The 24773-nt window shown below is 69.1% G+C and carries 20 protein-coding genes and 5 tRNA genes; 11 read left to right on the top strand and 14 right to left on the bottom strand.

What is annotated here, in order from left to right:
• The first annotated feature begins 190 nt into the window (after window positions 1–190).
• The gene (locus RFN52_RS19025; RefSeq protein WP_184847819.1) at window positions 191–1051 is read left to right on the top strand and encodes an RNA polymerase sigma factor SigF; all 861 of its coding nucleotides are present in this window, start codon (window positions 191–193) and stop codon (window positions 1049–1051) included.
• Window positions 1052–1294: 243 nt separating this feature from the next.
• Here the strand turns inward: RFN52_RS19025 and RFN52_RS19030 are convergent, their stop codons facing one another.
• Window positions 1295–1633 (bottom strand): helix-turn-helix domain-containing protein, encoded by a 339-nt coding sequence (locus RFN52_RS19030; RefSeq protein WP_184847820.1) that lies wholly within the window; start codon window positions 1631–1633, stop codon window positions 1295–1297.
• 1002 nt (window positions 1634–2635) lie between these two features.
• On the opposite strand from RFN52_RS19030, the gene RFN52_RS19035 reads away from it, so the two are divergent.
• Window positions 2636–2995 (top strand): hypothetical protein, encoded by a 360-nt coding sequence (locus tag RFN52_RS19035; RefSeq protein ID WP_184847821.1) that lies wholly within the window; start codon window positions 2636–2638, stop codon window positions 2993–2995.
• A 113-nt stretch (window positions 2996–3108) separates the two neighbouring features.
• Here RFN52_RS19035 and RFN52_RS19040 read toward each other — a convergent pair whose 3' ends face one another.
• The 8 genes from RFN52_RS19040 to RFN52_RS19075 form a co-directional block, all read right to left on the bottom strand.
• Window positions 3109–3417 (bottom strand): SCO5918 family protein, encoded by a 309-nt coding sequence (locus RFN52_RS19040; RefSeq protein WP_184847822.1) that lies wholly within the window; start codon window positions 3415–3417, stop codon window positions 3109–3111.
• 49 nt (window positions 3418–3466) lie between these two features.
• Window positions 3467–3871, bottom strand: a complete 405-nt coding sequence (locus RFN52_RS19045; RefSeq protein WP_184847823.1) for a CBS domain-containing protein — start codon at window positions 3869–3871, stop codon at window positions 3467–3469.
• A 47-nt stretch (window positions 3872–3918) separates the two neighbouring features.
• Window positions 3919–5415 (bottom strand): DEAD/DEAH box helicase, encoded by a 1497-nt coding sequence (locus RFN52_RS19050; RefSeq protein ID WP_184847824.1) that lies wholly within the window; start codon window positions 5413–5415, stop codon window positions 3919–3921.
• Between the two features lie 344 nt (window positions 5416–5759).
• The gene (locus RFN52_RS19055) at window positions 5760–5963 is read right to left on the bottom strand and encodes a cold-shock protein (RefSeq protein ID WP_014145516.1); all 204 of its coding nucleotides are present in this window, start codon (window positions 5961–5963) and stop codon (window positions 5760–5762) included.
• 701 nt (window positions 5964–6664) lie between these two features.
• Window positions 6665–6737, bottom strand: a tRNA-Lys gene (locus RFN52_RS19060).
• Window positions 6738–6953: 216 nt separating this feature from the next.
• On the bottom strand, window positions 6954–9044 hold the full coding sequence (locus RFN52_RS19065; protein ID WP_184847825.1) for a DEAD/DEAH box helicase: 2091 nt from the start codon (window positions 9042–9044) through the stop codon (window positions 6954–6956).
• 326 nt (window positions 9045–9370) lie between these two features.
• On the bottom strand, window positions 9371–9901 hold the full coding sequence (locus RFN52_RS19070) for a hypothetical protein (RefSeq protein ID WP_184847826.1): 531 nt from the start codon (window positions 9899–9901) through the stop codon (window positions 9371–9373).
• An 87-nt stretch (window positions 9902–9988) separates the two neighbouring features.
• Entirely contained in the window at window positions 9989–10339 is a 351-nt protein-coding gene (locus RFN52_RS19075; protein WP_031137833.1) for a metallopeptidase family protein, read from the bottom strand.
• An 83-nt stretch (window positions 10340–10422) separates the two neighbouring features.
• Here RFN52_RS19075 and RFN52_RS19080 point away from each other — a divergent pair, with 83 nt between their 5' ends.
• The 7 genes from RFN52_RS19080 to RFN52_RS19110 all read left to right on the top strand — a co-directional run bounded on the left by RFN52_RS19080 (window position 10423) and on the right by RFN52_RS19110 (window position 17203).
• On the top strand, window positions 10423–11997 hold the full coding sequence (locus RFN52_RS19080; RefSeq protein WP_184847827.1) for a metallophosphoesterase family protein: 1575 nt from the start codon (window positions 10423–10425) through the stop codon (window positions 11995–11997).
• An 80-nt stretch (window positions 11998–12077) separates the two neighbouring features.
• Window positions 12078–12150, top strand: a tRNA-Glu gene (locus tag RFN52_RS19085).
• Window positions 12151–12185: 35 nt separating this feature from the next.
• Window positions 12186–12260: transfer RNA gene (locus RFN52_RS19090), tRNA-Asp, on the top strand.
• A gap of 24 nt (window positions 12261–12284) precedes the next feature.
• Window positions 12285–12358 (top strand) — tRNA-Phe (locus tag RFN52_RS19095).
• A gap of 259 nt (window positions 12359–12617) precedes the next feature.
• Window positions 12618–16562, top strand: coding sequence for an ATP-dependent RNA helicase HrpA (hrpA, locus tag RFN52_RS19100; protein WP_184847828.1), 3945 nt, complete (start codon window positions 12618–12620; stop codon window positions 16560–16562).
• Window positions 16563–16655: 93 nt separating this feature from the next.
• Window positions 16656–16730 (top strand) — tRNA-Asp (locus RFN52_RS19105).
• 281 nt (window positions 16731–17011) lie between these two features.
• Entirely contained in the window at window positions 17012–17203 is a 192-nt protein-coding gene (locus tag RFN52_RS19110; RefSeq protein WP_184847829.1) for a DUF6274 family protein, read from the top strand.
• A 462-nt stretch (window positions 17204–17665) separates the two neighbouring features.
• On the opposite strand, the gene bldC is transcribed toward RFN52_RS19110, so the two are convergent.
• Both bldC and RFN52_RS19120 read right to left on the bottom strand, forming a co-directional pair.
• Window positions 17666–17872, bottom strand: a complete 207-nt coding sequence (bldC, locus tag RFN52_RS19115) for a developmental transcriptional regulator BldC (protein ID WP_003949541.1) — start codon at window positions 17870–17872, stop codon at window positions 17666–17668.
• A gap of 599 nt (window positions 17873–18471) precedes the next feature.
• Window positions 18472–19317 carry a DUF8083 family protein gene (locus RFN52_RS19120; RefSeq protein WP_184847830.1) on the bottom strand — a complete coding sequence of 282 codons (846 nt, stop codon included), beginning with the start codon at window positions 19315–19317 and terminating at the stop codon, window positions 18472–18474.
• Between the two features lie 223 nt (window positions 19318–19540).
• Here RFN52_RS19120 and RFN52_RS19125 point away from each other — a divergent pair, with 223 nt between their 5' ends.
• Together RFN52_RS19125 and RFN52_RS19130 are read left to right on the top strand one after the other, a co-directional pair.
• Window positions 19541–20647 (top strand): Leu/Phe/Val dehydrogenase, encoded by a 1107-nt coding sequence (locus tag RFN52_RS19125; protein WP_184847831.1) that lies wholly within the window; start codon window positions 19541–19543, stop codon window positions 20645–20647.
• A 307-nt stretch (window positions 20648–20954) separates the two neighbouring features.
• Entirely contained in the window at window positions 20955–21200 is a 246-nt protein-coding gene (locus RFN52_RS19130) for a DUF3073 domain-containing protein (RefSeq protein WP_030251636.1), read from the top strand.
• Between the two features lie 83 nt (window positions 21201–21283).
• Here the strand turns inward: RFN52_RS19130 and purM are convergent, their stop codons facing one another.
• From purM to RFN52_RS19145, 3 genes are all read right to left on the bottom strand, one after another.
• The gene (gene purM / locus RFN52_RS19135; protein ID WP_184847832.1) at window positions 21284–22351 is read right to left on the bottom strand and encodes a phosphoribosylformylglycinamidine cyclo-ligase; all 1068 of its coding nucleotides are present in this window, start codon (window positions 22349–22351) and stop codon (window positions 21284–21286) included.
• Between the two features lie 44 nt (window positions 22352–22395).
• On the bottom strand, window positions 22396–23925 hold the full coding sequence (gene purF / locus RFN52_RS19140; RefSeq protein ID WP_033314274.1) for an amidophosphoribosyltransferase: 1530 nt from the start codon (window positions 23923–23925) through the stop codon (window positions 22396–22398).
• A 63-nt stretch (window positions 23926–23988) separates the two neighbouring features.
• Entirely contained in the window at window positions 23989–24762 is a 774-nt protein-coding gene (locus RFN52_RS19145; protein ID WP_184847833.1) for an META domain-containing protein, read from the bottom strand.
• Between the last annotated feature and the right edge of the window lie 11 nt (window positions 24763–24773).

Raw genomic sequence — 24773 nt, forward strand, 5'->3', positions numbered from 1 at the left:
CACCGCCCACCCTCCCTGCCCGTACCGTCGCAGTACCGGTCCGGGTACCCCGCCACCGCCTCGACCTGCGCCGACTGTGGTCAACGTCTCGCCGGGGCATATGCGGGGCATGACCGGGGCGAGCGCGGGTAACGGCGCTGAAGGTGGCCTGTCGGGGGATCGGAGCGGGCCGGACTGAGAGGGAGGGCCCGTGACGGCGACCATGCGCATCGGCACGACGACGGATTCCGCCACCTGCACCGGTGAGGAACTGCCGCAGATCGCCGAACCCCAGAAGCTCGCCCCGCAGGACGCGCGCGGGCTGACCGGCCAGTTCCTCGACCGGCTCGCCGTCCTTGAGGAGGGCACGCCCGAATACCAGTACGCCCGCAACACGCTCATCGAGATGAACATGTCGCTGGTGCGCTTCGCGGCCCGCCGGTTCCGCACCAGCGGGCAGTCGATGGAGGACATCGTCCAGGTCGGCGTCATCGGGCTGATCAAGGCCATCGACCGCTTCGAGGTCTCCCGCGAGGTGCAGTTCACCAGCTTCGCGGTGCCGTACATCATCGGCGAGATCAAGCGGTTCTTCCGTGACACGTCCTGGGCCGTGCACGTGCCGCGCCGCCTTCAGGAGGCCCGTACGGAACTCGCCAAGGCCACCGAGGAGCTGGCCTCCCGCCTCGGCCGCGCGCCGAAGGTGGCCGAACTGGCCGCCCTGATGAACCTGTCGGAGGAGGAGGTCGTCGAGGCCCAGATCGCCGCCAACGGCTACCTGTCCTCCTCCCTCGACGCCACCGTCACCGGCGACCCGGACGAGAGCGACACGACACTGTCGGAGTTCATCGGCGAGGAGGACCCGGCCCTCGAACTCGTCGAGGACTTCCACGCCCTGGCCCCCCTCGTCGCCGAACTCGACGAGCGCCAGCGCCTCATCCTCCACCTGCGCTTCGTGGAGGAGCTGACCCAGGCGGAGATCGGAGCCCGGCTCGGCATCTCGCAGATGCACGTCTCCCGGCTGATCTCGCGCACGGTGGCACGCCTGCGGTCGGGAATGCTGACCACGAGCTGACACGCCCCCAGCAACGGCGAGAGCCCCGGCCCGGAGCGATCCGGACCGGGGCTCTTGTGTAGGCCCTGTGGGATTCGAACCCACAACCCATGGATCAAAGGAACAGACCCGCTGTGGCGGGGCCGCGACTTCGGCCGGAGGCCGTGCCGGTGGAACCGTTCGGCCACGAGGGCCGTCCCTGCGCGCCACAGCCCGGCCGTGCGCGGCTGTGACGGCCCGCCGATACCGGCGGACCCCCTCACCTCAGGCCGCGGCCGACGGGCTGGGCGATCCGCCGGCGCGGCGGTATTCGGCGTTGATGCGCCGGGCTTCTTCGAGTTGGTCTTCGAGGATGATGATCCGGCATGCGGCCTCGATCGGGGTGCCCCTGTCGACGTGCTCACGCGCGCGGGCCGCGATGCGCAGTTGGTAGCGGGAGTAGCGGCGGTGTCCGCCCTCGGAGCGCAGTGGTGTGATCAGCCGTGCTTCGCCGATGGCTCGGAGAAAGCCGGGAGTGGTGCCGAGCAGCTCGGCGGCCCGGCCCATCGTGTAGGCGGGGTAATCGTCGTCGTCGAGACGGCCTAGCGACTCGTCTGCTGTCATCTCACCTCTCTGTGGAACGCGTGGAGGGGCCTTGGTGCCATACGGCACCAAGGCCCCGAAGGAACTGCAACACCATCTGCCGGCCCTAGTGCTGCGCCGGCCTTCTGTTTCCGCACAGCCACCCGATACGACGGGGGTGCGGGGATCGCGGATGCGTGACCGGAGACCACCTACCTATCGATGTCCTGCGGTACCCGGGCTCAGTCTTCCGCCCGGGCGATCCTGATGGCGCTCGACTCCTCCGTTCTTCCCTCTCAACTGATCACTTACAAACGGGGAATGCGTACTGCTTGTACCGCGAACTGCTGGTGGCCTGACACAGCGCCACTCCCCGGCACGCGCGTCCGCAGCCCGACGCCTTCACCGAGGGCACCGCTCAATTCAGCACTGCTGGTACTGCAACCGCGTCAACTGCGGTCCTGCTCATGGCGGCCCCTCACCACTACGGGCCACCCGGTCCGGTCGTCAGTTCCGTCGCCGCCGTACAACAACCTGGCTTCGAAACTCCACCACCGCACCGTCACGCGGGTACTGCTGCCCGGCAGTTCGTGTCTGCCGGGCCCTGCTCGATCTCGGCTACGAAAGAAACCGTAGCCATGCGAGCAGCGAATGTCTACTCCAGCGAGAACAGATTTAGTGCGCCTGGCGATGAGGTATCCCGCTGGGCCGGTCTGCGAACGCCCGGGACGGTCCGCAGCGCAGGTCCGCCGCCCGGGTGAGACCCAGAGCCGCCCGCCGGGCTTCCCGTGACGCCGCCGACGGCCCGGCGCCGGGTGGCGGGCGGAGCCCAGGGACCGGGTAGGCAAGGCCGGGCGCGGCCGGTGCCGACGCTCGCCGTACCGCGCGAGCCCTCCTTGAAGACCTGGGACAGCCGACCACTGCCCGGGCAGCCGAGGACACCGCCGTCCCGATCGTGTCCGAGCTCGTCACCAATGCGCCTGCCCTGCCCGCTAGTGCCACCGGCAAGCCGCCCGGACAGGCCGGTGCATAGAATCCGATCTCATGCCGAAGCCTGACGAGCTGATCATTGACATCGCCGCCCTTGTGGAGTCGGGGCAGAGCAATCGGATGTCCCTGACCGTGGTGACCGGTGGTGCTGTCATCACCGGTCGACTGGCTCCCGAAGCCGTGTGGAGGCAGAGGGTGTCGGAGGTACTGACGGATTCCGCCGACCTGGGCGAGTTCTCCGCTGTCTTCGACACCCCTGCGAAGAAGGACGGGCCGCCCACGCATCTGCACTTTCATGTCGCCCGGATCCTGCAGGGCACGGTGGGGATCCCGGAGACGGGCGGGATGTTCCGCGTCGCGATCGAGGACGTCAACGCCTGGACCGTGGGCGACTTCAGCTACTCCGACCACTGACCCACTGACCCGCCGCCGCGTCGAGAGCGGCACGGCACGCAGTGAGGGCCCTATCGGCGCGCGCCGATAGGGCCCTCATCACTGCTCTGTTGGAGTCGTGCCTGTCCCGTCGGTCAGACGGACAGGGGGGTGCCAAGCATTGCGGAAGCCCGCTGCAACGGGCTTTCGACGCGCGCGGGTGCGACCTCGGGGAGGGCGCGACAGGTGAAGCCGAGCCGGGACATGGCCCGGAGGACTTCGCCGGCGCTGAAATCGCGGCGGTCCTGGCGGGTGATGACCTGGCCGACCTGCTTGACGGGATAGTGGCGTCGTCCGATGATCACAAACTCGCCGGTGACCGGTTCGGGCTTGACGCCCTTCATCGATTCCAGCACGCCGCTCTTGGTCAGGTCGAACGGAAAGCGGGCGATGACACAGCGCATGATGCCTCACAGAGGGAAGGAAAGACGGGGCCGACGGCCATGAAACGGCTCAGCTGGTCGGGGCGAGGACGCCCACAGCGCTGCCGTGTTCGTCGACCACGGGCAGGGCCCCGAGCCGGCGACAGCGCATCGCCCGCTCGGCTTCGGCCCTCGTGGTCAGCAGCGAGGCAAAAGGCCCGATGACGTCGGCGATGTCACGCAGGCGGATCCTGTCCGTGTATCCGGAGCCGTCACGAACGGCCGTGAGCCTGGCCCGGGTGACCAGGCCGGTGCACAGACCGTCCTCGTCGCAGACGACCAGATGCCCCGTACGGGCGGCGGCCATCACGGACAGTGCGACCTCGACGGTCATGTCCTCCCAGACCTGCGGTCCGGCCGCGTCCATGACGTCGGCCACCGTGCCGTGCACGGGGTGGGCGCTCGCCGGGCGGCTCTGCACGTGTACCAGTGTCAAAGGGTGCCTCCTGCGGAGTTGGGTCGGCTTCCTGAGCACGAAGGTGCTTATGCGGCCGTCCCGGCCGTGGACTGCCGTACAGAAGCACGACGGGCCGCCGAAGCGGAGCCGCGCCGGCCGCGTGAAGTGGCGCTGCGCTTCTTGGGGCGTTCGACCGCCGGCGCCGTGATGACGACCGGGATGCCGGAGGGGGCCTGGGCGCCGGTGATGCGGTGCAGGGCCTCCTCGCCGGCGCGGACCTGGGTGGTCTGCGGGACGATGCCCGCCGCTGCCATGAGGCGGGTCATGTCGCGGCGCTGGTTCGGGGTGACCAGAGTGACGACACTGCCGGACTCGCCGGCGCGGGCGGTCCTGCCACCGCGGTGGAGGTAGTCCTTGTGGTCGGTCGGCGGGTCGACGTTGACGACGAGGTCGAGGTTGTCGACGTGGATGCCGCGCGCCGCGACATTGGTCGCCACCAGCACGTTGACGTGCCCGGTTTTGAACTGCGCCAGCGTACGGGTGCGTTGCGGCTGTGACTTCCCGCCGTGCAGGGCGGCGGCCCGTACCCCGCTGGTCAGGAGATGCTCGGTGAGGCGGTCGACGGCGTTCTTGGTGTCGAGGAACATGATCACCCGGCCGTCGCGCGCGGCGATCTCGGTGGTGGCCGTGTGCTTGTCGGCGCCGTGGACATGCAGCACGTGGTGCTCCATCGTCGTGACCGCGCCGGCCGAGGGGTCGACGGAGTGCACGACGGGGTCGCTGAGGTAGCGGCGCACGAGCAGGTCGACGTTGCGGTCGAGGGTGGCGGAGAACAGCATGCGCTGGCCCTCGGGACGGACCTGGTCGAGCAGGGCGGTGACCTGCGGCATGAAGCCCATGTCGGCCATCTGGTCGGCCTCGTCGAGGACGGTGATGGAGACCTGGTCGAGCCGGCAGTCGCCACGGTCGATGAGGTCCTTGAGACGTCCCGGTGTGGCGACGACGACCTCGGCGCCACCGCGCAGCGCGCTCACCTGCCTGCCGATCGACATCCCGCCCACCACCGTGGCCAGCCGCAGCCTCAGGGAACGGGCGTACGGGGCGAGCGCGTCGGTCACCTGCTGCGCCAGCTCACGCGTCGGTACGAGAATCAACCCCAGCGGCTGCCTGGCCTCGGCGCGCTGCCCGGCCGTACGGGCCAGCAGCGCCAGACCGAAGGCGAGGGTCTTGCCGGAGCCGGTGCGCCCGCGGCCGAGGACGTCCCGGCCGACGAGGGAGTTCGGCAGGGTCGCGGCCTGGATCGGGAACGGCACGGTCACGCCTTGCGAACCGAGCGCGGCCAGCAGCTCCCGGGGCATGTCGAGATCGGCGAAGCCCTCCACGGCAGGAAGCGCGGGGGTGATCGTCTTGGGGAGGGCGAACTCCCCTCGGACCGAGGCGGGCCGGCGGCCGTAGTCACCGGAGCGGCCCGGCCCGCCGGACCGGCGCGGGGCCGACGAGCCGTATCGGCTGCCACCCCTTCCGGAGTCGGCACTGCCGTTACGGGTGCGGGCGAAGCGGTCGTTCGTGCGTGTGCGGTTCATGCGGAACCTTCCTCGATGCGGCACATATCAAGGAATTCCCGCAGCAATGAGCAGCACGGAGAATTGCAAGAAAAGGCCGGTGGTACACGAAAGCGGATCTGGCCGACGAAAATCCGTGCCGGCACAGGCGCTGAGATGAGTGGCGCAATGCGGGACGCGATATTCGGGGCGTCCACTGCGATGTAGCTCGTGAAGGGGTGCGTCTGCACCCCTGAAGGAGGATCCGCGGACTGAGCCAACGGATTCCTGGTCGTCGCCCACAGGTGAAATCCCTGCGGAAATGCGAGCAGCTGGGGCCCGCACCCCGAAGGATGCGGGCCCCAGCTACGAAGTGCGCGCCGGTGTCAGGCGAGAACGATGTTCTCGGCCGTCGGGCCCTTCTGGCCCTGCGCGATGTCGAAGGTCACCTTCTGGCCCTCCAGCAGCTCGCGGAAGCCCTGGGCGGCGATGTTCGAGTAGTGGGCGAACACGTCAGCGCCGCCACCGTCCTGCTCGATGAAGCCGAAGCCCTTTTCCGCATTGAACCACTTCACGGTACCAGCAGCCATGTCATATCTCCTTGGGGGCAGTGCATCGGGATCCGCACAGCGCGGACACCATGTCGCCGCGATGATCACCCCGCCCGGAAAAAGACCGGAAATACAAAAGTGCTTCCAGCGGCACAGAAGCCGACCGGAGAGCACTTGAAGTTTCGGGAACCACAACTGCAACTGAGATCGACAGTAGCACGCCGCAGCGGCCTATGTGCGGGGAAGAGTCCAAATCCACTTATTGCGACAGAGAATCTGTCTGCATGTTCCGCTGAAATCTCAGCTCGCGAGCACAGCTATTGATTCACACTGCTACGGCAGTGTGACGGCAACGCCCTGATCGTCGGCCTGGCAGCGCGTCGTGGCGCCCAACGCCTTCTGCCGAACCGGTCGCCGCCGACCTGCGTCCCGCGCCCAACGACACGACCCGGCGGTTCCGCATCCACAACCGCATCACTCCAGCCAAAGCACAGCCGATGCCCATGGGTTCTCGCACCACGCGATGACCAGCGGTCCTGCCAACGGCACTTCCGGCCGGGACATCACAGTGACGGCCATCGTGCCGCGCCCACCGGCAACACACCGAGGGACTGAACAGACCACTCCCCAACGCGCTTTCACACGCACGGGCTCCGGAACCTCGAAGTGCCCTGACCAGCCGAAGCTGGTCAGGGCACTCCTTCGCAGGTCAGAGGCCGTTTCCCTCCCCCGCAAACCGGTAGGCCCTGTGGGACTCGAACCCACAACCAATGGATTAAAAGTCCACTGCTCTGCCAATTGAGCTAAGGGCCCAGGCGATGTCGCACCCACGAGCATAGCCGGACGATGCCGCGACTCCGATCGGGTATCGGGGTCTCGGCCCTGCCGGAGGGACGAACTGGGCCGATGAGGGGCATCAACCGGCCCGTCCGGGCGTGTCCGCGCGGCCCCCGCGAAGCCCGCGCCGCAACGACGGAGCGCCGTGGCCCGCCCGTTGGGACGGAGCACGGCGCTCCTCATGCGCTGATGTCAGCCGTTGCGCTTCCAGCGCGGCTTGTCCTCGCGGCGCTGGAACGAACCGCCGCCGCGGTGGTCGTCACGACGGCCGGAGGGGCGGTCGTGACCGGAGGAGCGGAAGCCGGGGCGGTCGCCCTGACGGTCGCGGTTGAAGGGGCGGTCGCCCCCACGGTGCCCACCGCGCTCGTCCCGGCGCTCGAAGGAGCGGCCCGGACGGTCGTCCCGGCGGAAGCCGCCACCGCGGTTGTCGTCACGACGCTCGAAGCCACGACCACCACGGTCGTCACGACGCTCGAACGAACGGCCGCCACGGTCATCACGACGCTCGTCCCGGCGGAAGCCACCGCCACGGTTGTCGTCACGACGCTCGAAGCCACGACCACCACGGTCGTCACGACGCTCGAACGAACGGCCACCACGGTCATCACGACGCTCGTCCCGGCGGAAGCCACCGCCACGGTTGTCGTCACGACGCTCGAAGCCACGACCACCACGGTCGTCACGACGCTCGAACGAACGGCCGCCACGGTCATCACGACGCTCGTCCCGGCGGAAGCCGCCACCGCGGTTGTCGTCACGACGCTCGTACGAACGACCACCACGGTCGTCCCGGTCCGCCCGGTCGACGTCCTGCGCCGCCGGCTGCTCGGGCACGGACACCTCGGCCGCCGCGGCCACCACCGCCGCCTGGGCCTCGGCCACCGCCGCCTCGGGGTCCTCACCCTGCTCGCGGGCGATCCGGGCGATCAGGCGGTCGGCCTCCTCGCGCAGCTCGTTCGCACGCCGCTGCGCCCGCTCCAGTTCCTTGGTGAGCTGGGCGACCTCACGCTCGGCCTGCTGCGCGGCGTTGCCGACGGACTCGGCCTGCACCTCGGTCATCGACCGGGCACCGGTGATCTCGGCGACCTCCGGGTCGAAGGCACCGGCCCCCTGGATGATGTGACGCCCGGCGTCGACGCCCGCGTCCTCCATCAGCCGGAAGATCTGACGCCGCTGGTGCGGCAGGGACAGCGACACGACGGTGCCGGAGCGGCCCGCACGCGCGGTACGACCGGACCGGTGCAGGTAGTCCTTGTGGTCCCCGGCCGGGTCCACGTTCAGCACCAGGTCGATGCCGTCGACGTGGATACCGCGGGCGGCGACGTCGGTCGCGACGAGCGCGTTGACGTAGCCCTTCTTGAAGTCCTCCAGCACGCGGGTACGCGCGCCCTGCGTCATACCGCCGTGCAGCGCGTCGGCCTTCACACCGGCGTCGCACAGCTGCTCGGCGATGCGGTCGGCGCCCAGCTGGGTGCGGACGAAGATGATCGTGCGGCCCTTGCGGGAGGCGATCGCGGCGGTGACCGGCGCCTTGTCCTTGGGCTTCACGATGAGGATGTGGTGCGACATGGTCGTGACGTTGCCCTGGGCGCTGTCGACCTCGTGCGTGACCGGGTTGCTCAGGTAACGCTTGACCAGGGTGGAGATCTCGTTCTCCATCGTGGCGGAGAACAGCATGCGCTGGCCGCCGGCCGGGACCTGGTCGAGCAGCTCGGTGACCTCGGGCAGGAAGCCCAGGTCGGACATCTGGTCGGCCTCGTCGAGGACGGCGACCTCGACGTTCTCCAGGGAGCAGGCGCCACGGTTGATGATGTCGCGCAGCCGGCCCGGGGTGGCGACGAGGATGTCGACGCCGCGCTCCAGGGCGTAGATCTGGTTGCCCATCGACGTACCGCCGCAGACGACCTTCATCTTCAGGCCGACGACGTCGCCGTAGGGCTGGAGGGCGTCCGCGACCTGCATCGCGAGTTCGCGGGTCGGGGTGAGGATGACCGCGCGGGGCTTGTGCTTCTCGGTGCGGCCGCCGGCGAGACGCGCCAGGGTCGGCAGACCGAACGACAGGGTCTTGCCGGAGCCGGTGCGGCCACGGCCGAGGATGTCCTTGCCGGCCAGGGCGTCCGGAATGGTCGCGGCCTGGATCGGGAAGGGGGTGGTCACGCCGTTCTGCGCGAGCTTGCGCACAACGCCTTCGGGGAGACCGAGGTCCGCGAAGGTGACCTCGGGGGCGTCCTCGGCTGCCTCGTTCTCGGGCACGACGACGTGATCAGTACTGGCGATGGACATGCGAATGCGAAACCTTCCGGAGTCTCAGTCGGCACGCGCCCGTCAACTCCGTGATTCGCGATTCGCAATACGACCGCCTCAATGCGGTCCACCACGGCAAGGGAGAGTACGCGCCACACGGCGCGCTCTGCAGTGGCGCCGGGCAAGATGGGATCAAACGATCTGCCACCATACGCACTCCGGGCCCCTCAAGGCAAACCGGACTGTGTAGGAGGCAGCGGGCCACCGTCCGGCGACCGGACGGCTTCCCGAGGACGCCAACCACCCCCCGGCGGGGATTGTTCCCGCCCCGGGAGAAAAACTTCCGGCGACCCCTCCGCCCCCCCTCACGCCGGTGCCCCCGCCTCCGGCGCCGGCTCCCGCTGGGCGAGCTGCGGCCCCGGCGGCTCGTGCGCCGACGACGACGGCTCCGGCGTCGGCTCCGGAGAGGTCGTCGGCTCCGGCGGCGTCGGCGTGGGCTCCGGTTCGGCCGTCCGGGTGGGCGTCGGCGGATCCGGCGGCTTCACCGTGGGCCGTGACGGCTTCCCCGGCTTGACCTGCCCCGGCGCCGTCGGGCTCGCGTCGGCACGCGGCGACGCCTCGGGGGACGCCGACGCCCCCGCCCGGCCCCCCTTGCCCTTCTTGTCCTTCTTGCCCTTGCCGCGCTTCCGGTCACCCTCGGCACCGGCCGCGCCGAACCCGGCCCCACCGCCCGACACCGCCGGACCGCCGTCGGGCGCCTCGCCGCCCCGCTGCCCGGCGGAGTGCGACGGCTTGACGCTCCCACCCGCATCGTCGCCGACGCTCATGCAGCCGGCGGCAGCGGCGACCGCCATGACCGTGGCGGCCAGTCGGACGGGTACGTACAAGGGGCGCACGGGGCCACCTCCGGAAAGGGTGATGGAGTCAACACCTTCAACTCCCGCCGCCCACAAGAGGACACGCGCCCCGTATTCACAGCCCGGTCAGCCGTAGCCCAGGGCGTGAAGGCGCTCGTCGTCGATGCCGAAGTGGTGCGCGATCTCGTGCACCACGGTGATCTCCGTCTCCGCGACGACGTCCTCCCGCGACTCGCACATCCGCAGCGTCGGATTCCGGTAGACGGTGATCCGGTCCGGCAGCACACCGGCGTACCACTCACCCCGGTCGGTCAGCGGAGTCCCCTCGTACAGCCCGAGCAACTCGGGATCGTCCGCCGGCGGCTCGTCCTCGACGAACACCGCGACGTTGTCCATCAGTCGGGTCAACTCCGGCGGGATCCGGTCGAGCGCCTCGGCGACCAGCTCCTCGAACTCCTCACGCGTCATCTCCAGCACAGGCCCATTGTCGGCCACACCCCCGCCGTACGAGAGCCTCCCGGCGCCGCATATCCGGCCGCGCACTTGGGCATACGGGATCAATGGCCCGCGTCCCCGCCGCAGTCCTGAGTGTCCTGAAACCCATCCTCAACGCCCCGCGCGCCCTGGCCCGCCGCTATCGCTCCCGCCAGGCCCCGACCACGATCGAGCTCGTGGCGCAGCCGCACCCGTGGACCCGTGCGGTGGGACTCGTCGCCGTCGTCCTCCTGGGCGCCTGGCTGGGCCTGCTGGTCGTGGGCAACGTCCGGGTCCCGGTCGGCCCCATGAACACCACGATGACCCTGCGCCCGTCCTTCACCGGCGGCACGAAGATCAACATCTCGCCGTTGGGCGCCCTGGAACTCAACAGCCACATCGCCCCCGTCCGCCTGGACGTCAACGTCGACCAACTCGACCCCGAGCGCTCCCAGGCCCTGGTCGACCACCCCGAACGCCTCTCCGGCCTCCAGGACGAGGTCACCGAGGACGTCGGCCGCGGCACCCTCGACCTGGCCGTGCGCTCCGGCGTCGCGGTCGTCGTCGGCGCCACCGCCCTGGGCCTCGCGGTCTACCGCCGCCCCCGCCGCGCGATGGCCGCCGGCGGCCTGGCCCTCACTCTCCTCGCCGCCTCGGGCGGCACCGCGTACGCCACCTGGCGCCCCGACTCCGTCCTGGAACCCAAGTTCTCCGGCCTGCTCACCTCGGCCCCCTCCCTGGTCGGCAACGCCCGCAGCATCGTCACGGAATTCGACGTCTACCAGAAGGAGTTGGCCCGCCTGGTCACCAACGTGACCAAGCTCTACGACGCCACCTCGACACTCCCCGCCTATGCGCCCGACCCCTCCACGATCCGGGTCCTGCACGTCTCCGACATCCACCTCAACCCGGCGAGCTGGAAGATCATCGCCTCGCTCGTGGAGCAGTACAAGGTCGACGTGATCGTCGACTCCGGCGACACCATGGACCACGGCACCGCCGCCGAGAACGGCTTCCTGGACCCCATCGAGGACCTCGGGGCCCCCTACGTCTGGGTCCGCGGCAACCACGACTCGATGATCACCCAGCGCTATCTGCAGGGCCTGAAGAACGTCCACGTCCTGGACGAAGGCAAGGCCAAGACGATCAAGGGCCTGCGCTTCGCGGGCATCGGCGACCCACAGTTCACCCCCGACCGCTCCCGGCAGATCGGCGCCCGGCAGTCCCAGGAGCTGGCCGGTGCCCGCCTGGCCACGGCCCTGCGCGACCAGAGCGCGGCCGGCACCCCGGTGGACGTCGCCATCGCCCACGAGCCGGCAGCCGCCCGCGGGGTCGACGGCGAGGTCCCCCTCGTCCTGGCCGGCCACCTCCACCACGACGAGATGGAGATCCTGAAGTACGGCACCCGGCTCCGCATCGAGGGCTCGACGGGCGGCAGCGGCCTGCGCGCCATCGAGGGCAAACACCCCGACCCCATCGAGGCGTCGATCCTCTACTTCGACCGGGACACCCGCCACCTCCAGGCCTGGGACGAGATCGAACTGGGCGGTCTCGGCCTCACGACGGCAGAGGTCAGCCGCCACCTCCCGAAGGAGAACCAGCCCGGCGCGACACCCTCCCCGAGCACCCCCTCGGAGGACACCTCCTCGCCCTCCCCCTAAACCGTTTTGGCGATAGCTCCCGCCATCCCATATGCTTCTCACGTCCCCGACGCGCTGAGAAGCGCCCAGGCGGGCCGATAGCCCTCATCGTCTAGCGGCCTAGGACGCCGCCCTTTCAAGGCGGTAGCACGGGTTCGAATCCCGTTGGGGGCACGCACCACCCTGTGCGACACTGTCGTACGAAGCTTGGTCCTGTGGAGCAGTTTGGAGTGCTCGCCACCCTGTCAAGGTGGAGGCCGCGGGTTCAAATCCCGTCAGGACCGCTGAGGTTTCACGTGAAACCTCGTGGCTGGGTAGCTCAGTTGGTACGAGCGTCCGCCTGAAAAGCGGAAGGTCGCCGGTTCGACCCCGGCCCCAGCCACCGCAGCCCTCACCAGGGCTTGAGCCCCTCCCCGATGCATTCGGGGAGGGGCTCTTTAGTGTCTCCGCCCATGGGCACCCCACGTCTCTTCGGACGGTCGGGAAGCGTGCCGGCATTCGACCCCGTTTCCGTTTATGGCGCGCGCCATGCTCTCAGCGGGCCTCGGCAGAGGGCACGTCCTGGTACTGACCAGGGCCGGTACGCGTCACGACAAAAGCGTTAGCCATCAAATTCGGCGGGATGAGATCCTGGATCCCGTATGTCTACGCACCCTGCCCCCGCCCTCGGCGCCCTCGCCCCCCGCCTGACCGAGCTGTCCCTGCGCGACGCGCACCGGCTCGGGCGCAGGCTCGAAGGTGCGCGCAAGATCCGTAAGCCGGAGGCGCGGGACGCCGTGCTCGCCGAGATCGAGGCGGAGGTCGGCAAGGCAGAGGAACGGATGGCCGGGCGGCGTGCCCTCGTGCCCGAGGTCTCGTACCCCGAGCAGCTGCCGGTCAGCCAGAGGAAGGACGCGATCGCCGACGCCATCCGCGACCACCAGGTCGTGATCGTCGCCGGCGAGACGGGCTCCGGCAAGACGACGCAGATCCCGAAGATCTGTCTGGAGCTGGGGCGCGGCGTACGCGGCATGATCGGGCACACCCAGCCCCGCAGGATCGCCGCCCGTACGGTCGCCGAGCGTGTCGCCGAGGAGCTGGACACACCGCTCGGCGGGGCCGTCGGCTGGAAGGTGCGGTTCACCGACCAGGTGAACCAGGACGCGACCTTCGTCAAGCTCATGACGGACGGCATCCTGCTGGCCGAGATCCAGACCGACCGCGAGCTGCGCGCCTACGACACGATCATCATCGACGAGGCCCACGAGCGGTCCCTCAACATCGACTTCCTGCTGGGCTACCTCGCCCAGCTGCTGCCGAAGCGCCCGGACCTGAAGGTCGTCATCACGTCGGCCACGATCGACCCCGAGCGCTTCTCGCGGCATTTCGGTGACGCCCCGATCATCGAGGTCAGCGGCCGTACGTATCCCGTGGAGGTCCGCTACCGGCCGCTGCTGGAGGAGGACGGCGACGACGCCGACCGGGACCAGATCACCGCGATCACCGATGCGGTGGAGGAGCTCCAGAAGGAGGGCAAGGGGGACATCCTCGTCTTTCTCTCCGGCGAGCGGGAGATCAGGGACACGGCTGACGCCCTCACCAAGAAGAACTACCGCTTCACGGAGATCCTGCCGCTCTACGCCCGGCTCTCCCACGCGGAGCAGCACCGCGTCTTCCAGCCGCATACGGGCCGCAGGATCGTTCTGGCCACGAACGTCGCCGAGACGTCGCTGACGGTCCCGGGCATCAAGTACGTCATCGACCCGGGCTTCGCTCGGATCTCCCGCTACAGCCATCGCACGAAGGTCCAGCGGCTGCCCATCGAACCGGTGTCGCAGGCCAGCGCCAACCAGCGCAAGGGCCGCTGCGGCCGTACCTCGGACGGCATCTGCATCCGTCTGTACAGCGAGGACGACTTCGCGGCCCGCCCGGAGTTCACGGACGCGGAGATCCTCCGGACGAACCTCGCCTCCGTCATCCTGCAGATGACCGCGGCCGGCCTCGGGGACATCGAGAAGTTTCCCTTCATCGACCCGCCGGACCACCGCAACATCCGCGACGGCGTCCAGCTGCTCCAGGAGCTGAACGCCCTGGACCCGGCGCAGAAGGACCCGCGCAAGCGGCTCACGGAGACCGGCCGCAAGCTGGCCCAGCTGCCCGTCGACCCCCGGCTGGCCCGGATGGTCCTGGAGGCGGACAAGAACGGCTGTGTGCGCGAGGTCATGGTCATAGCCGCCGCGCTGTCCATCCAGGACCCGCGCGAGCGCCCCGCCGACAAGCAGACCCAGGCCGACCAGCAGCACGCCCGATTCAAGGACGAGACCAGCGACTTCCTGGCCTACCTCAACCTCTGGCGGTACGTCCGTGAGCAGCAGAAGGAGCGGGGGTCGTCCTCCTTCCGCCGGATGTGCAAGCAGGAGTACCTGAATTTCCTTCGCATCCGCGAATGGCAGGACATCTACACGCAGTTGCGCACGGTCGCGAAGCAGATGGGCATCCATCTCAACGAGGACGACGCCCCGGCCGACCGCGTCCATGTCTCGCTCCTGGCCGGCCTGCTGTCGCACGTGGGCATGAAGGACGTCAAGGAAGGCGCCAAGAACGAGTACTTGGGGGCGCGCAACGCGAAGTTCGCGGTCTTCCCGGGTTCGGCCCTGTTCAAGAAGCCCCCGCGTTTCGTGATGTCCGCCGAGCTCGTCGAGACGTCCCGCCTGTGGGCCCGCGTCAACGCGAAGATCGAACCCGAGTGGGTCGAGCCGCTCGCCGCGCACCTCGTGAAGCGCACGTACAGCGAACCGCACTGGGAGAAGGACCAGGCCGCGGTGATGGCGTACGAGAAGGTCACGCTGTACGGCGTGCCGATCGTGGCGCAGCGGAAGGTCAACTACGGGCGGATCGACCCGGAGATCAGCCGCGAGCTGTTCATCCGGAACGCGCTGGTCGAGGGCGACTGGCGCACGCACCACAAGTTCTTCTCGGACAACCGCCGCCTGCTCACGGAGGTCGAGGAGCTGGAGCACCGCGCCCGGCGCCGGGACATCCTGGTGGACGACGAGACGCTGTACGACTTCTACGACCAGCGGATCCCCGAACACGTCGTCTCCGGCGCCCACTTCGACTCGTGGTGGAAGCACAAGCGGCACGAGCAGCCCGACTTCCTCGATTTCGAGCGCGAGATGCTCATCAACGAGAAGGCGGGCGAGGTCACCAAGGCCGACTACCCGGACTCGTGGCGCCAGGGGAATCTCAAGTTCCGGGTGACGTACCAGTTCGAGCCGGGTGCGGACGCCGACGGTGTGACCGTCCACATCCCGCTCCAGGTCCTCAACCAGGTCACGGACGAGGGCTTCGACTGGCAGATCCCGGGTCTGCGCGAGGAGCTGGTGACGGAGCTGATCCGGTCCCTGCCCAAGCCGATCCGCCGGAACTACGTCCCCGCGCCGAACTTCGCGAAGGCGTTCCTGGACCGGGCCGTCCCCCTCCAGGAGCCCCTCACCGCGACGATGACCCGCGAGCTGCGGCTCATGGTCGGGGTGCCCTTCGAGGCGGACGACTTCGACCTGTCCAAGGTCCCCGACCACTTGAAGGTCACGTTCAGGATCGTCGACGAGCGGCGCCGCAAACTGGCCGAGGACAAGGACCTGGAGGCGCTGAAGCTCACGCTGCGCCCGAAGGCCCGCAAGGCCCTCTCGCAGGCGGCCGCGGCGACGGCCGAGCGCTCGGGCGGAGAGTCCCTGGAGCGTTCGGGCCTGACCGACTGGACGATCGGCACCCTCACCCGCGTCTTCGAGACCCGCCGGGCCGGTCAGCCGGTCAAGGCGTATCCGGCGCTGGTCGACGACGGCGACACGGTCTCCGTGCGCCTCTTCGACACGGAGGCGGAGCAGGCGCAGGCGATGTGGAAGGGCATGCGTCGGCTGGTCCTGCGCAACATCCCGGTGAACCCGGCGAAATTCGCGAGCGATCGCCTGACGAACGCGCAGAAGCTGGCGCTGTCCGCGAATCCGCACGGCTCGATCCAGGGTCTGTTCGACGACTGCGCGATGGCCGCCGCGGACAAGCTGATCGGGGACTTCGGCGGGCCGGCGTGGGACGAGGAGTCGTACCGGAAGCTGTACGACAAGGTGCGCGCCGAGATCGTCGACACGACCGTCCGCACGGTGGGGCAGGTGCAGCAGGTCCTGGCCGCCTGGCAGGCCTGTGAGCGCCGCCTGAAGGCCGTACGCAGCCCCGCGCTGCTGGCGAACCTCCAGGACGTGCGGGGGCAGCTGGACGCGCTCGTGAAGCCCGGCTTCGTGACGGAGGCGGGGCTGCGGCGGATGCCGGACCTGATGCGCTACCTGGTGGCGGCCGACCGGCGCTTGCAGCAGATGCCGACGAACGTCCAGCGGGACACCACGCGCATGCAGAAGGTCCATGAGATGCAGGACGAGTACGCCTGGCTCCTGGAGCAGATGCCGCAGGGCCGGCCGGTCCCGTCGTCGGTCCTGGACATCCGCTGGATGATCGAGGAGCTCCGCGTCAGCTATTTCGCCCACGCGCTGGGCACGGCGTACCCCGTCTCCGACAAGCGGATCGTGAAGGCGATCGACGCGGCGGCACCGTGACGGGACCTGTACGCAAGGTGAGTTCGACCCGGGGCTCACCCTCCTGTACAGTCTCTTCTCGCAGCGCAACGCACGAATGGCGCCGCGAAACCTGGTCCTGTGGAGCAGTTTGGAGTGCTCGCCACCCTGTCAAGGTGGAGGCCGCGGGTTCAAATCCCGTCAGGACCGCAGTGAAAGAGCCCGGATCTTCGGATCCGGGCTCTTTGTCATACGGGCCGCCGGCTGAGCAGGCGGAGGCCGCGTCCGCGGCGGAGCCGCGATCGGATACAGCACATCCCGTCAGGACCGCCCGCCCTCGCAAGAGCCCCGATCTTCGGATCCGGGCTCTTTTGTATGCCCTGACCTCCTCGCCGGCCCTTCGGGCCGCCACACGCCGTCTTGACGGCCCTTCAATCCGTCGGTACCCCAGAACCAGGGCCGCCGTCCGTGCGGCCTCCTGGAGGTGGCACATGGCGGCAGCGGCGAGGCACGAGACGCGGGCTCTGCTGCGCGCGCACCTGTCGGCCGCGTCGTCGTACCGGCATCTCACCCGGCACTGCCCGATCTGCCATCACCTGCTGCGGCTGGCGTTGGAGTCCGCGCCGCGTGCGGCCCAGGGCGCGGCCCGGGCCCAGGAGGACGAGAGCCCGGCACCGGCATGATCCACGAGAGGGCTCAACACCCGTGCGGAGACGGGCTGCTGGAGGCAGTGGCTTCTCTACAGCACCTCCGGCGGAGCTAACAAGCCGCTTGGTATGTGACGGGTGTCACCGCATGAGTTTTGAAAAGTGCGGTACTTACACCCCGCCTACAAAGGGTCAATTTAATATGTGCAATTGCACCCTGTCCGGGGTGCCGCACACAGGTGATCCGACACCCCTCCCCAGGCTCCTACAAGGCCGCTCACAGCAGGTGCGACAGATCCACCCCGGGCGCACAAAAAAGATCGCGCTGGACCCGGCGGAGTCCAGCGCGATCGACGACGCACCCTGCTGTATGCCTGGAAAGCCTGAACGGCTTGGGCGTGGGGCCTGTTGGGGCAGGACCCCGCGTCGTTTGGAGCTGTGGTCCGGACGCCGCGGCCAGTTGGGGGAACCAGCCGGTTTGCCCGGTTATTCAGTTGTTCAGGCCTCGCTGCGCTGCTGCGGGATGCCCGCGAGCAGAGCGCGGACCTCGGCCTCGCGGTAGCGCCGATGCCCGCCGAGCGTGCGGATCGACGTGAGCTTGCCGGCCTTCGCCCACCGCGTGACCGTCTTCGGGTCCACACGGAACATGGTGGCGACCTCAGCCGGGGTCAGCAGCGGCTCGGCATCAGGGGTGCGAGCGGTCATGAGCGGCCTCCTCGGGAGAACCGAACCTTCTCGGTTCTTTCCTCTAAATTCTGCACCTTGACCCGCGTTGCCCGAAATGGCGGACGCGAGTCGAGTCGGTTATAGGACGAACGGCTTGTCCTCGGCACTACAACTACACCATCTGTCCAGCCGCGTCGGCCAAACCGATGGAATTGCCCCTCCAGGTGTTCATCAGCGACGGAAGCCGATGGACCATGCCATAGCGGACAGTCACACCGCTGTGACGATCAGTCACAGGGTGATCAGGAAGTCACGAGACCCCCCAAAGCGTGCAATGCTGAGATTCCGCCCATAGTGCAAGACCATAGGACGGAAGGAGCCCTCCCCGGACTCCTTGTCCTATTTTGGCATGAGGAGGGGCAAGGGACGCAAGAGCCTCGTACGTGTAGTCCGTCACGCTTGGCCTACATGAGAGGTCTGCCCGGATCGGGCCCTACGTCCCTTGTTGACGAAGCCTCAGGAGACGCACAGCCCGCTTCAGGAACTCGGTGCGAGGACGAAACCCCAAATCGGGCGGTTCGTCAAACGTCAGTTCGTGACCGAATGCGAGCGGTCTGTACGGACATGAAGGTCAGGGGTCAGTTGGCCGACCGCAGATCCCGTACGGAACGCCACCGCTCCACGAGCCGGGCGTACGCCTCCCCCGCGGCGGCCCCGTCGCCCCTGCGCAGCGCGGCGATGCCCTCGGCCACGTCCGCCGCGGAGTGATCGTCCTCCAGGGCCCCGGCCGGCACCGCGTGCACGAGGCCGCCGTAGTCCAGCTCCACGAGCGAGCGCGGGTGGAACTCCTCCAGCCAGCGGCCGACGTCCACCAGGCCGTCGATCAGCGGCCCCTCGTCCATGGCCTCCTTCAGGGCGCGCAGGCCCCGGGCCACCCGCCGCCGGGCCTGGACCATGGGCGTGCGGTAGCGCAGGACGGGCGGGCTGTCGACGGAGGCGCCCTTGTCGTACTCGCGCTCCTCGTCGGAGACCAGCACGAACCAGTTGATCGGCACCTGCCAGGTGGCCGTACGGATCCACGGCCGGGCGTCCGGGTTGATCGCCAGCCAGCGTTCGTAGTCCTGGGAGGCCTGGCGCCGCAGGACGGGCGGCAGGACCGCGTCCATGACCGGCGGGGGCAGCTCCTCGCTGAGCTCGTCCAGGGCCAGCCAGCCGCGCAGCCGGGTGCGCCAGGGACAGACGCAGACGACGCCGTCGACGTCCAGCACGAAGGCGTCCTCGCTCTCGTGCACCGGCACCGCCACCGGCGGGGTGGGGGCCAAGTCGGCCAGGGCGCGCCGGAGTTCGTCCTGGTACGAAGGGCGGTCCGTGCGGCGGGCGTAGCGGGCCCAGTGGCTGCGCTCCGGCTCGGGGAAGGCGGCCAGCGGTTCGTACACGCGCAGGTAGGTCGCGTAGGGGACGATCACCGAGGTCACCTTGGGCACGCCTGCTCCCTCCCCCGCGCACCGCCGCGAAAACCTGCTGAACCCACTCACGATCGCGCGGGAAATCTATGCAAATCGTCGCACGGCTGTACTCCGGTCGGAGGTGATCCTGTGCACTGTGCGGCCGGCGGGGCCACCAGGCTCTAATCTCATGCTCAACAGTCCCCGCCACCCACACGGGAGCTGGTCTCCACCCGCCGCAACTTACTCAGGAGTCACCACAGTGACCGACGTAACCGGCGCACCTGCTGATGTACTGCACACCCTGTTCCACTCGGACCAGGGCGGACATGAGCAAGTCGTGCTCTGCCAGGACCGCGCGAGCGGCCTCAAGGCCGTCATCGCCCTCCACTCCACCGCTCTGGGCCCCGGGCTCGGCGGTACGCGCTTCTACCCGTACGCGAACGAGGCCGAGGCCGTCGCCGACGCGCTGAACCTCGCCCGCGGGATGTCGTACAAGAACGCCATGGCCGGTCTCGACCACGGCGGCGGCAAGGCCGTGATCATCGGCGACCCGGAGAAGATCAAGACCGAGGAGCTCCTCCTCGCCTACGGCCGGTTCGTCGCCTCCCTGGGCGGGCGCTACGTCACGGCCTGCGACGTCGGCACGTACGTCGCCGACATGGACGTCGTGGCGCGCGAGTGCCGCTGGACGACCGGCCGCTCGCCGGAGAACGGCGGCGCCGGCGACTCCTCCGTCCTCACCGCCTACGGCGTCTACCAGGGCATGCGGGCTTCCGCGCAGCATCTGTGGGGCGACCCCTCGCTGCGCGGGAAGCGGGTCGGCATCGCGGGCGTGGGCAAGGTCGGCCACCACCTGGTGGAGCACCTGCGGGCCGAGGGCGCCGAGGTCGTCATCACGGACGTGCGCGAGGACGCCGTGGGCCGGATCCTCGCCGCACACCCGACGGGTGTCACGGCCGTCGCCGACACCGCGACCCTGATCCGCGCCGAGGGCCTCGACATCTACGCCCCCTGCGCCCTCGGCGGTGCCCTGAACGACGACACGGTGCCCGCGCTGACCGCCAAGGTGGTCTGCGGCGCCGCCAACAACCAGCTCGCCCACCCGGGCGTGGAGAAGGACCTCGCGGACCGCGGGATCCTCTACGCGCCGGACTACGTGGTGAACGCGGGCGGGGTCATCCAGGTCGCCGACGAGCTGCACGGCTTCGACTTCGACCGGTGCAAGGCGAAGGCGTCGAAGATCTTCGACACCACGCTGGCCATATTCGCACGTGCGAAGGAGGACGGCATTCCGCCGGCCGCGGCGGCCGACCGGATCGCCGAGCAGCGGATGCACGACGCGGCCCTGGCCCGCCGGGCGCGCTGACTCCGGGCCATCCGGGGCGCCTCGTACGTTTGGCCGGTACCCGCCGGTGGGCAGTTAGAGAGAACTCTCACTTCTACCGGCGGGTCGACCGCCGATAAGTGGTTAAAATCGCGGTTGACCAGCGAGGACGGGGCGCCTCGAAGGTTCTGGGCGCGGGCACGTCATGCGGGCGACGTACCGTATGGGCGCGGGCTCAGGTACCGTGGAAGCCCTACGGACCGGTCTCTCCGCGGAGAGACCGTGCCGGACCATGAACGCGTGTCAAGACTCTGGGGCCGTCGAGCCCCGTCGTTGAGGGGGTCGAGCCATGGGGCGCGGCCGGGCCAAGGCCAAGCAGACGAAGGTCGCCCGCCAGCTGAAGTACAACAGCGGTGGGACTGACCTCTCACGCCTGGCCGAGGAGCTGGGTGCATCGCCTTCGAATCCGCAGCCGCCTAACGGCGAGCCGTTCGAAGACGATGAGGACGACGACCTGTACGCACGGTACGCCGACCTCTACGAGGACGACGACGACGAGGACGACCAGTCCTCGCAGCATCGTCGCGGCGCTTGACCCTGCACTGAGCACTCACCCGGTCGGTGACTTCGGTCACCGACCGGGTTCTGTGCTGCCTGCAAGGTCACGGCCTCCGTGCCTCAGCTCGCGTAGTCACCGATCAGGGCGGCACCGGTGGGGTGCTCGCCCCGGTCCGTGATCTCTCCGGCCACCCAGGCGTCCACGCCGCGGTCGGTGAGGGTCGCCAGGGCCACGTCCACGGACTCCTGGGGCACGATCGCGATCATGCCGACGCCCATGTTCAGGGTCTTCTCGAGCTCCAGGCGCTCGACGCTGCCCGTCCGGCCGACGAGGTCGAAGATCGGGGCTGGCGTCCACGTGGAGCGGTCCACGATCGCGTGCAGGCCGTCCGGGATGACCCGCGCCAGGTTGGCCGCGAGCCCGCCGCCGGTGACGTGGCTGAAGGCGTGCACCTCGGTGGTGCGCATCAGGGCCAGGCAGTCCAGCGAGTAGATCTTCGTCGGCTCCAGCAGCTCCTCGCCGAGGGTGCGGCCGAGTTCCTCGATGTGCGCGTCCAGCGCCAGGCCCGCCTGGTTCAGCAGGACGTGGCGGACGAGGGAGTACCCGTTCGAGTGAAGCCCGGAGGACGCCATGGCGATCACCGCGTCACCCGTACGGATGCGATCCGCGCCGAGCAGCCGGTCGGCCTCCACGACGCCCGTGCCGGCGCCGGCGACGTCGAAGTCGTCCTCGCCCAGCAGGCCCGGGTGCTCGGCCGTCTCGCCGCCGACCAAGGCGCAGCCGGCGAGCACACAGCCCTCGGCGATGCCCTTGACGATGGCGGCGACCCGCTCGGGGTGGACCTTGCCGACGCAGATGTAGTCGGTCATGAACAGCGGCTCGGCGCCGCAGACCACGATGTCGTCCATGACCATGGCGACCAGGTCGTGGCCGATGCTGTCGTAAACGCCCAACTGGCGGGCGATGTCGACCTTGGTGCCGACTCCGTCCGTGGCGGAGACCAGCAGGGGGCGCTCGTAGTTCTTCAGGGCCGAGGCGTCGAAGAGGCCGGCGAAGCCGCCGAGGCCGCCGAGGACCTCGGGGCGCTGGGCCTTCTTCACCCACTCCTTCATGAGTTCGACGGCGCGGTCGCCCGCTTCGATGTCGACGCCCGCGGCTGCGTAGCTGGCACCAGTTGTGTCAGGCATGACGATAAGAACCTTTGTGTCGTACGGCAGGTGTTACGGGCCGTCTACGGGCGGCGGATCGCGTCGGCGGCGGCCGTGGCGGCCGGGCCGGCGGCCAGCTCCGTCTCCAGCAGCTGCTTGCCGAGCAGCTCGGGGTCCGGGAGCTCCATCGGGTACTCGCCGTCGAAGCAGGCACGGCACAGGTTCGGCTTGGCGATGGTGGTCGCCTCGATCATGCCGTCGATGGAGATGTAGGCCAGGGAGTCGGCGCCCAGGGAGGTGCCGATCTCGTCGATCGTCATGCCGTTGGCGATGAGCTCGGCGCGGGTGGCGAAGTCGATGCCGAAGAAGCAGGGCCACTTAACGGGCGGCGAGGAGATCCGGATGTGGACCTCGGCCGCGCCCGCCTCGCGGAGCATGCGGACCAGGGCGCGCTGGGTGTTGCCGCGCACGATCGAGTCGTCGACGACGACCAGGCGCTTGCCCTTGATGACTTCCTTCAGCGGGTTCAGCTTCAGGCGGATGCCCAGCTGACGGATGGTCTGCGAGGGCTGGATGAACGTCCGGCCGACGTAGGCGTTCTTGACGAGGCCGGCGCCGAACGGGATGCCGGAGGCTTCCGCGTAGCCGATCGCCGCGGGCGTGCCCGACTCCGGGGTCGCTATCACCAGGTCGGCCTCGACGGGCGCTTCCTTGGCGAGCTTGCGGCCCATCTCCACGCGGGAGAGGTACACGTTCCGGCCGGCGATGTCGGTGTCCGGGCGGGCCAGGTACACGTACTCGAAGACACAGCCCTTGGGCTTCGCTTCCGCGAAGCGGGAGGTGCGCAGGCCGTTCTCGTCGATGGCGACGAACTCGCCCGGCTCGATCTCGCGGACGTAGCTGGCGCCGCAGATGTCGAGGGCGGCGGACTCGGAGGCGACCACCCAGCCGCGCTCCAGGCGGCCGAGGACCAGCGGGCGGATGCCCTGCGGGTCGCGGGCCGCGTACAGGGTGTGCTCGTCCATGAAGACGAGCGAGAAGGCTCCCTTGACCTGCGGGAGGACCGCGTGGGCGGCCTCCTCGATGGTCAGCGGCTTGCCGTCCTCGTCGACCTGGGCCGCCAAGAGCGCGGTGAGCAGGTCGGTGTCGTTGGTCGCCGCGACGCGCGGGGTGCGGCCGCCTTCCTGCTTGGGCAGATCGGCGACCATCTCGGCGAGCTGGGCAGTGTTGACCAGATTGCCGTTGTGGCCGAGCGCGATGGATCCGTGTCCGGTCGCGCGGAAGGTCGGCTGGGCGTTCTCCCAGACGGAGGCACCGGTGGTCGAGTAGCGGGCGTGTCCGACCGCGATGTGACCCTGGAGCGAACCGAGGGAGGTCTCGTCGAATACCTGGGAGACCAGGCCCATGTCCTTGAAGACGAGGATCTGTGAGCCGTTGCTGACCGCGATTCCCGCGGATTCCTGGCCTCGATGCTGGAGGGCGTAGAGCCCGAAGTACGTGAGCTTGGCGACCTCTTCGCCCGGAGCCCAGACACCGAAGACGCCACAAGCGTCCTGGGGGCCCTTCTCACCGGGGAGCAGGTCGTGGTTGAGTCGTCCGTCACCACGTGGCACGCCACCGAGTGTAGGCGAGGTCGACCACTGGTCCGAATTGGGGATACCGGACTTTCCGGTGGATCACCGCTCGGCGACCGCTCGCACACTCGTCCCGTTTTCGCTGGTCAGCGTGAGGGTTTGGTGATCGACTGCGTACTTCAGCTTCCCGTCGAAAAGGCGCAGCAGGGTCTTCTCGTCGGCCATGAGTGAGTCTTCGCACATCATTCGGGTCGTGGCCGGGGGGCCGAGGGTGATATGGCCGTCGCTGACCGTGGCCTTGGCGTTCACCTTGTTGCAGCCGAGGCGGCCGGAGACGGTGCCCTTCTTCTCGTCGAAGGTGAGGTGGGCGCGGCCGTCGGCCTTCGGTGTCGTGACGGTCCACTTGGTGCCGGCCAGCGGGGCGTCCTTCGCCTTGGTCAGCCGGACGGTGTCGCCGCCGGCGGTGGTGAGGGTGAGGCGGTCGTCGTCCACCTTCGCCTTCAGCTCCTGGTCGGAGAAGGCGCGAGCGAGGGTCTTCTCGAAGGCCATGGGCTGGTTCTCGCAGGCCATCTCCGTGGCCATGGTCTTGCTGAGCCGGATGCGGTCGCCGTCGACGGTGGCGTCGGCGCCGAATGTGTTGCAGCCGAAGCTGCCCTCCGCCCTGCCCTTGTCGATGGTCACGTGGGCGCCGGTGGGTGCCTTCTGGGTTTTGCCGTCCGCGGTGACGCTGTCCACGCTCCACCGCACACCGGTGACCGGCCGCTCGGCACCGACCGAGCCGCTGCCGCTGTCCGCCTTCTCGCTGCCACAGGCCGCCATGAGCGGGACGAGCATGGCGGCGGCCGTCAGGGTCATGCGCTGCTTCTGCCTGTCCATGCCACTTCGAC

Source organism: Streptomyces collinus (assembly GCF_031348265.1).
Lineage (GTDB): Bacteria > Actinomycetota > Actinomycetes > Streptomycetales > Streptomycetaceae > Streptomyces > Streptomyces collinus.

Bases quoted from the DNA above. Each gene is read 5' to 3' on its own strand.
- RFN52_RS19030 (WP_184847820.1), bottom strand. From the start codon at position 1,633: ATGACAGCAGACGAGTCGCTAGGCCGTCTCGACGACGACGATTACCCC.
- RFN52_RS19035 (WP_184847821.1), top strand. From the start codon at position 2,636: ATGCCGAAGCCTGACGAGCTGATCATTGACATCGCCGCCCTTGTGGAG.
- RFN52_RS19040 (WP_184847822.1), bottom strand. From the start codon at position 3,417: ATGCGCTGTGTCATCGCCCGCTTTCCGTTCGACCTGACCAAGAGCGGC.
- RFN52_RS19050 (WP_184847824.1), bottom strand. From the start codon at position 5,415: ATGAACCGCACACGCACGAACGACCGCTTCGCCCGCACCCGTAACGGC.
- RFN52_RS19055 (WP_014145516.1), bottom strand. From the start codon at position 5,963: ATGGCTGCTGGTACCGTGAAGTGGTTCAATGCGGAAAAGGGCTTCGGC.
- RFN52_RS19065 (WP_184847825.1), bottom strand. From the start codon at position 9,044: ATGTCCATCGCCAGTACTGATCACGTCGTCGTGCCCGAGAACGAGGCA.
- RFN52_RS19080 (WP_184847827.1), top strand. From the start codon at position 10,423: ATGGCCCGCGTCCCCGCCGCAGTCCTGAGTGTCCTGAAACCCATCCTC.
- hrpA (WP_184847828.1), top strand. From the start codon at position 12,618: ATGTCTACGCACCCTGCCCCCGCCCTCGGCGCCCTCGCCCCCCGCCTG.
- RFN52_RS19110 (WP_184847829.1), top strand. From the start codon at position 17,012: ATGGCGGCAGCGGCGAGGCACGAGACGCGGGCTCTGCTGCGCGCGCAC.
- bldC (WP_003949541.1), bottom strand. From the start codon at position 17,872: ATGACCGCTCGCACCCCTGATGCCGAGCCGCTGCTGACCCCGGCTGAG.
- RFN52_RS19130 (WP_030251636.1), top strand. From the start codon at position 20,955: ATGGGGCGCGGCCGGGCCAAGGCCAAGCAGACGAAGGTCGCCCGCCAG.
- purM (WP_184847832.1), bottom strand. From the start codon at position 22,351: ATGCCTGACACAACTGGTGCCAGCTACGCAGCCGCGGGCGTCGACATC.
- RFN52_RS19145 (WP_184847833.1), bottom strand. From the start codon at position 24,762: ATGGACAGGCAGAAGCAGCGCATGACCCTGACGGCCGCCGCCATGCTC.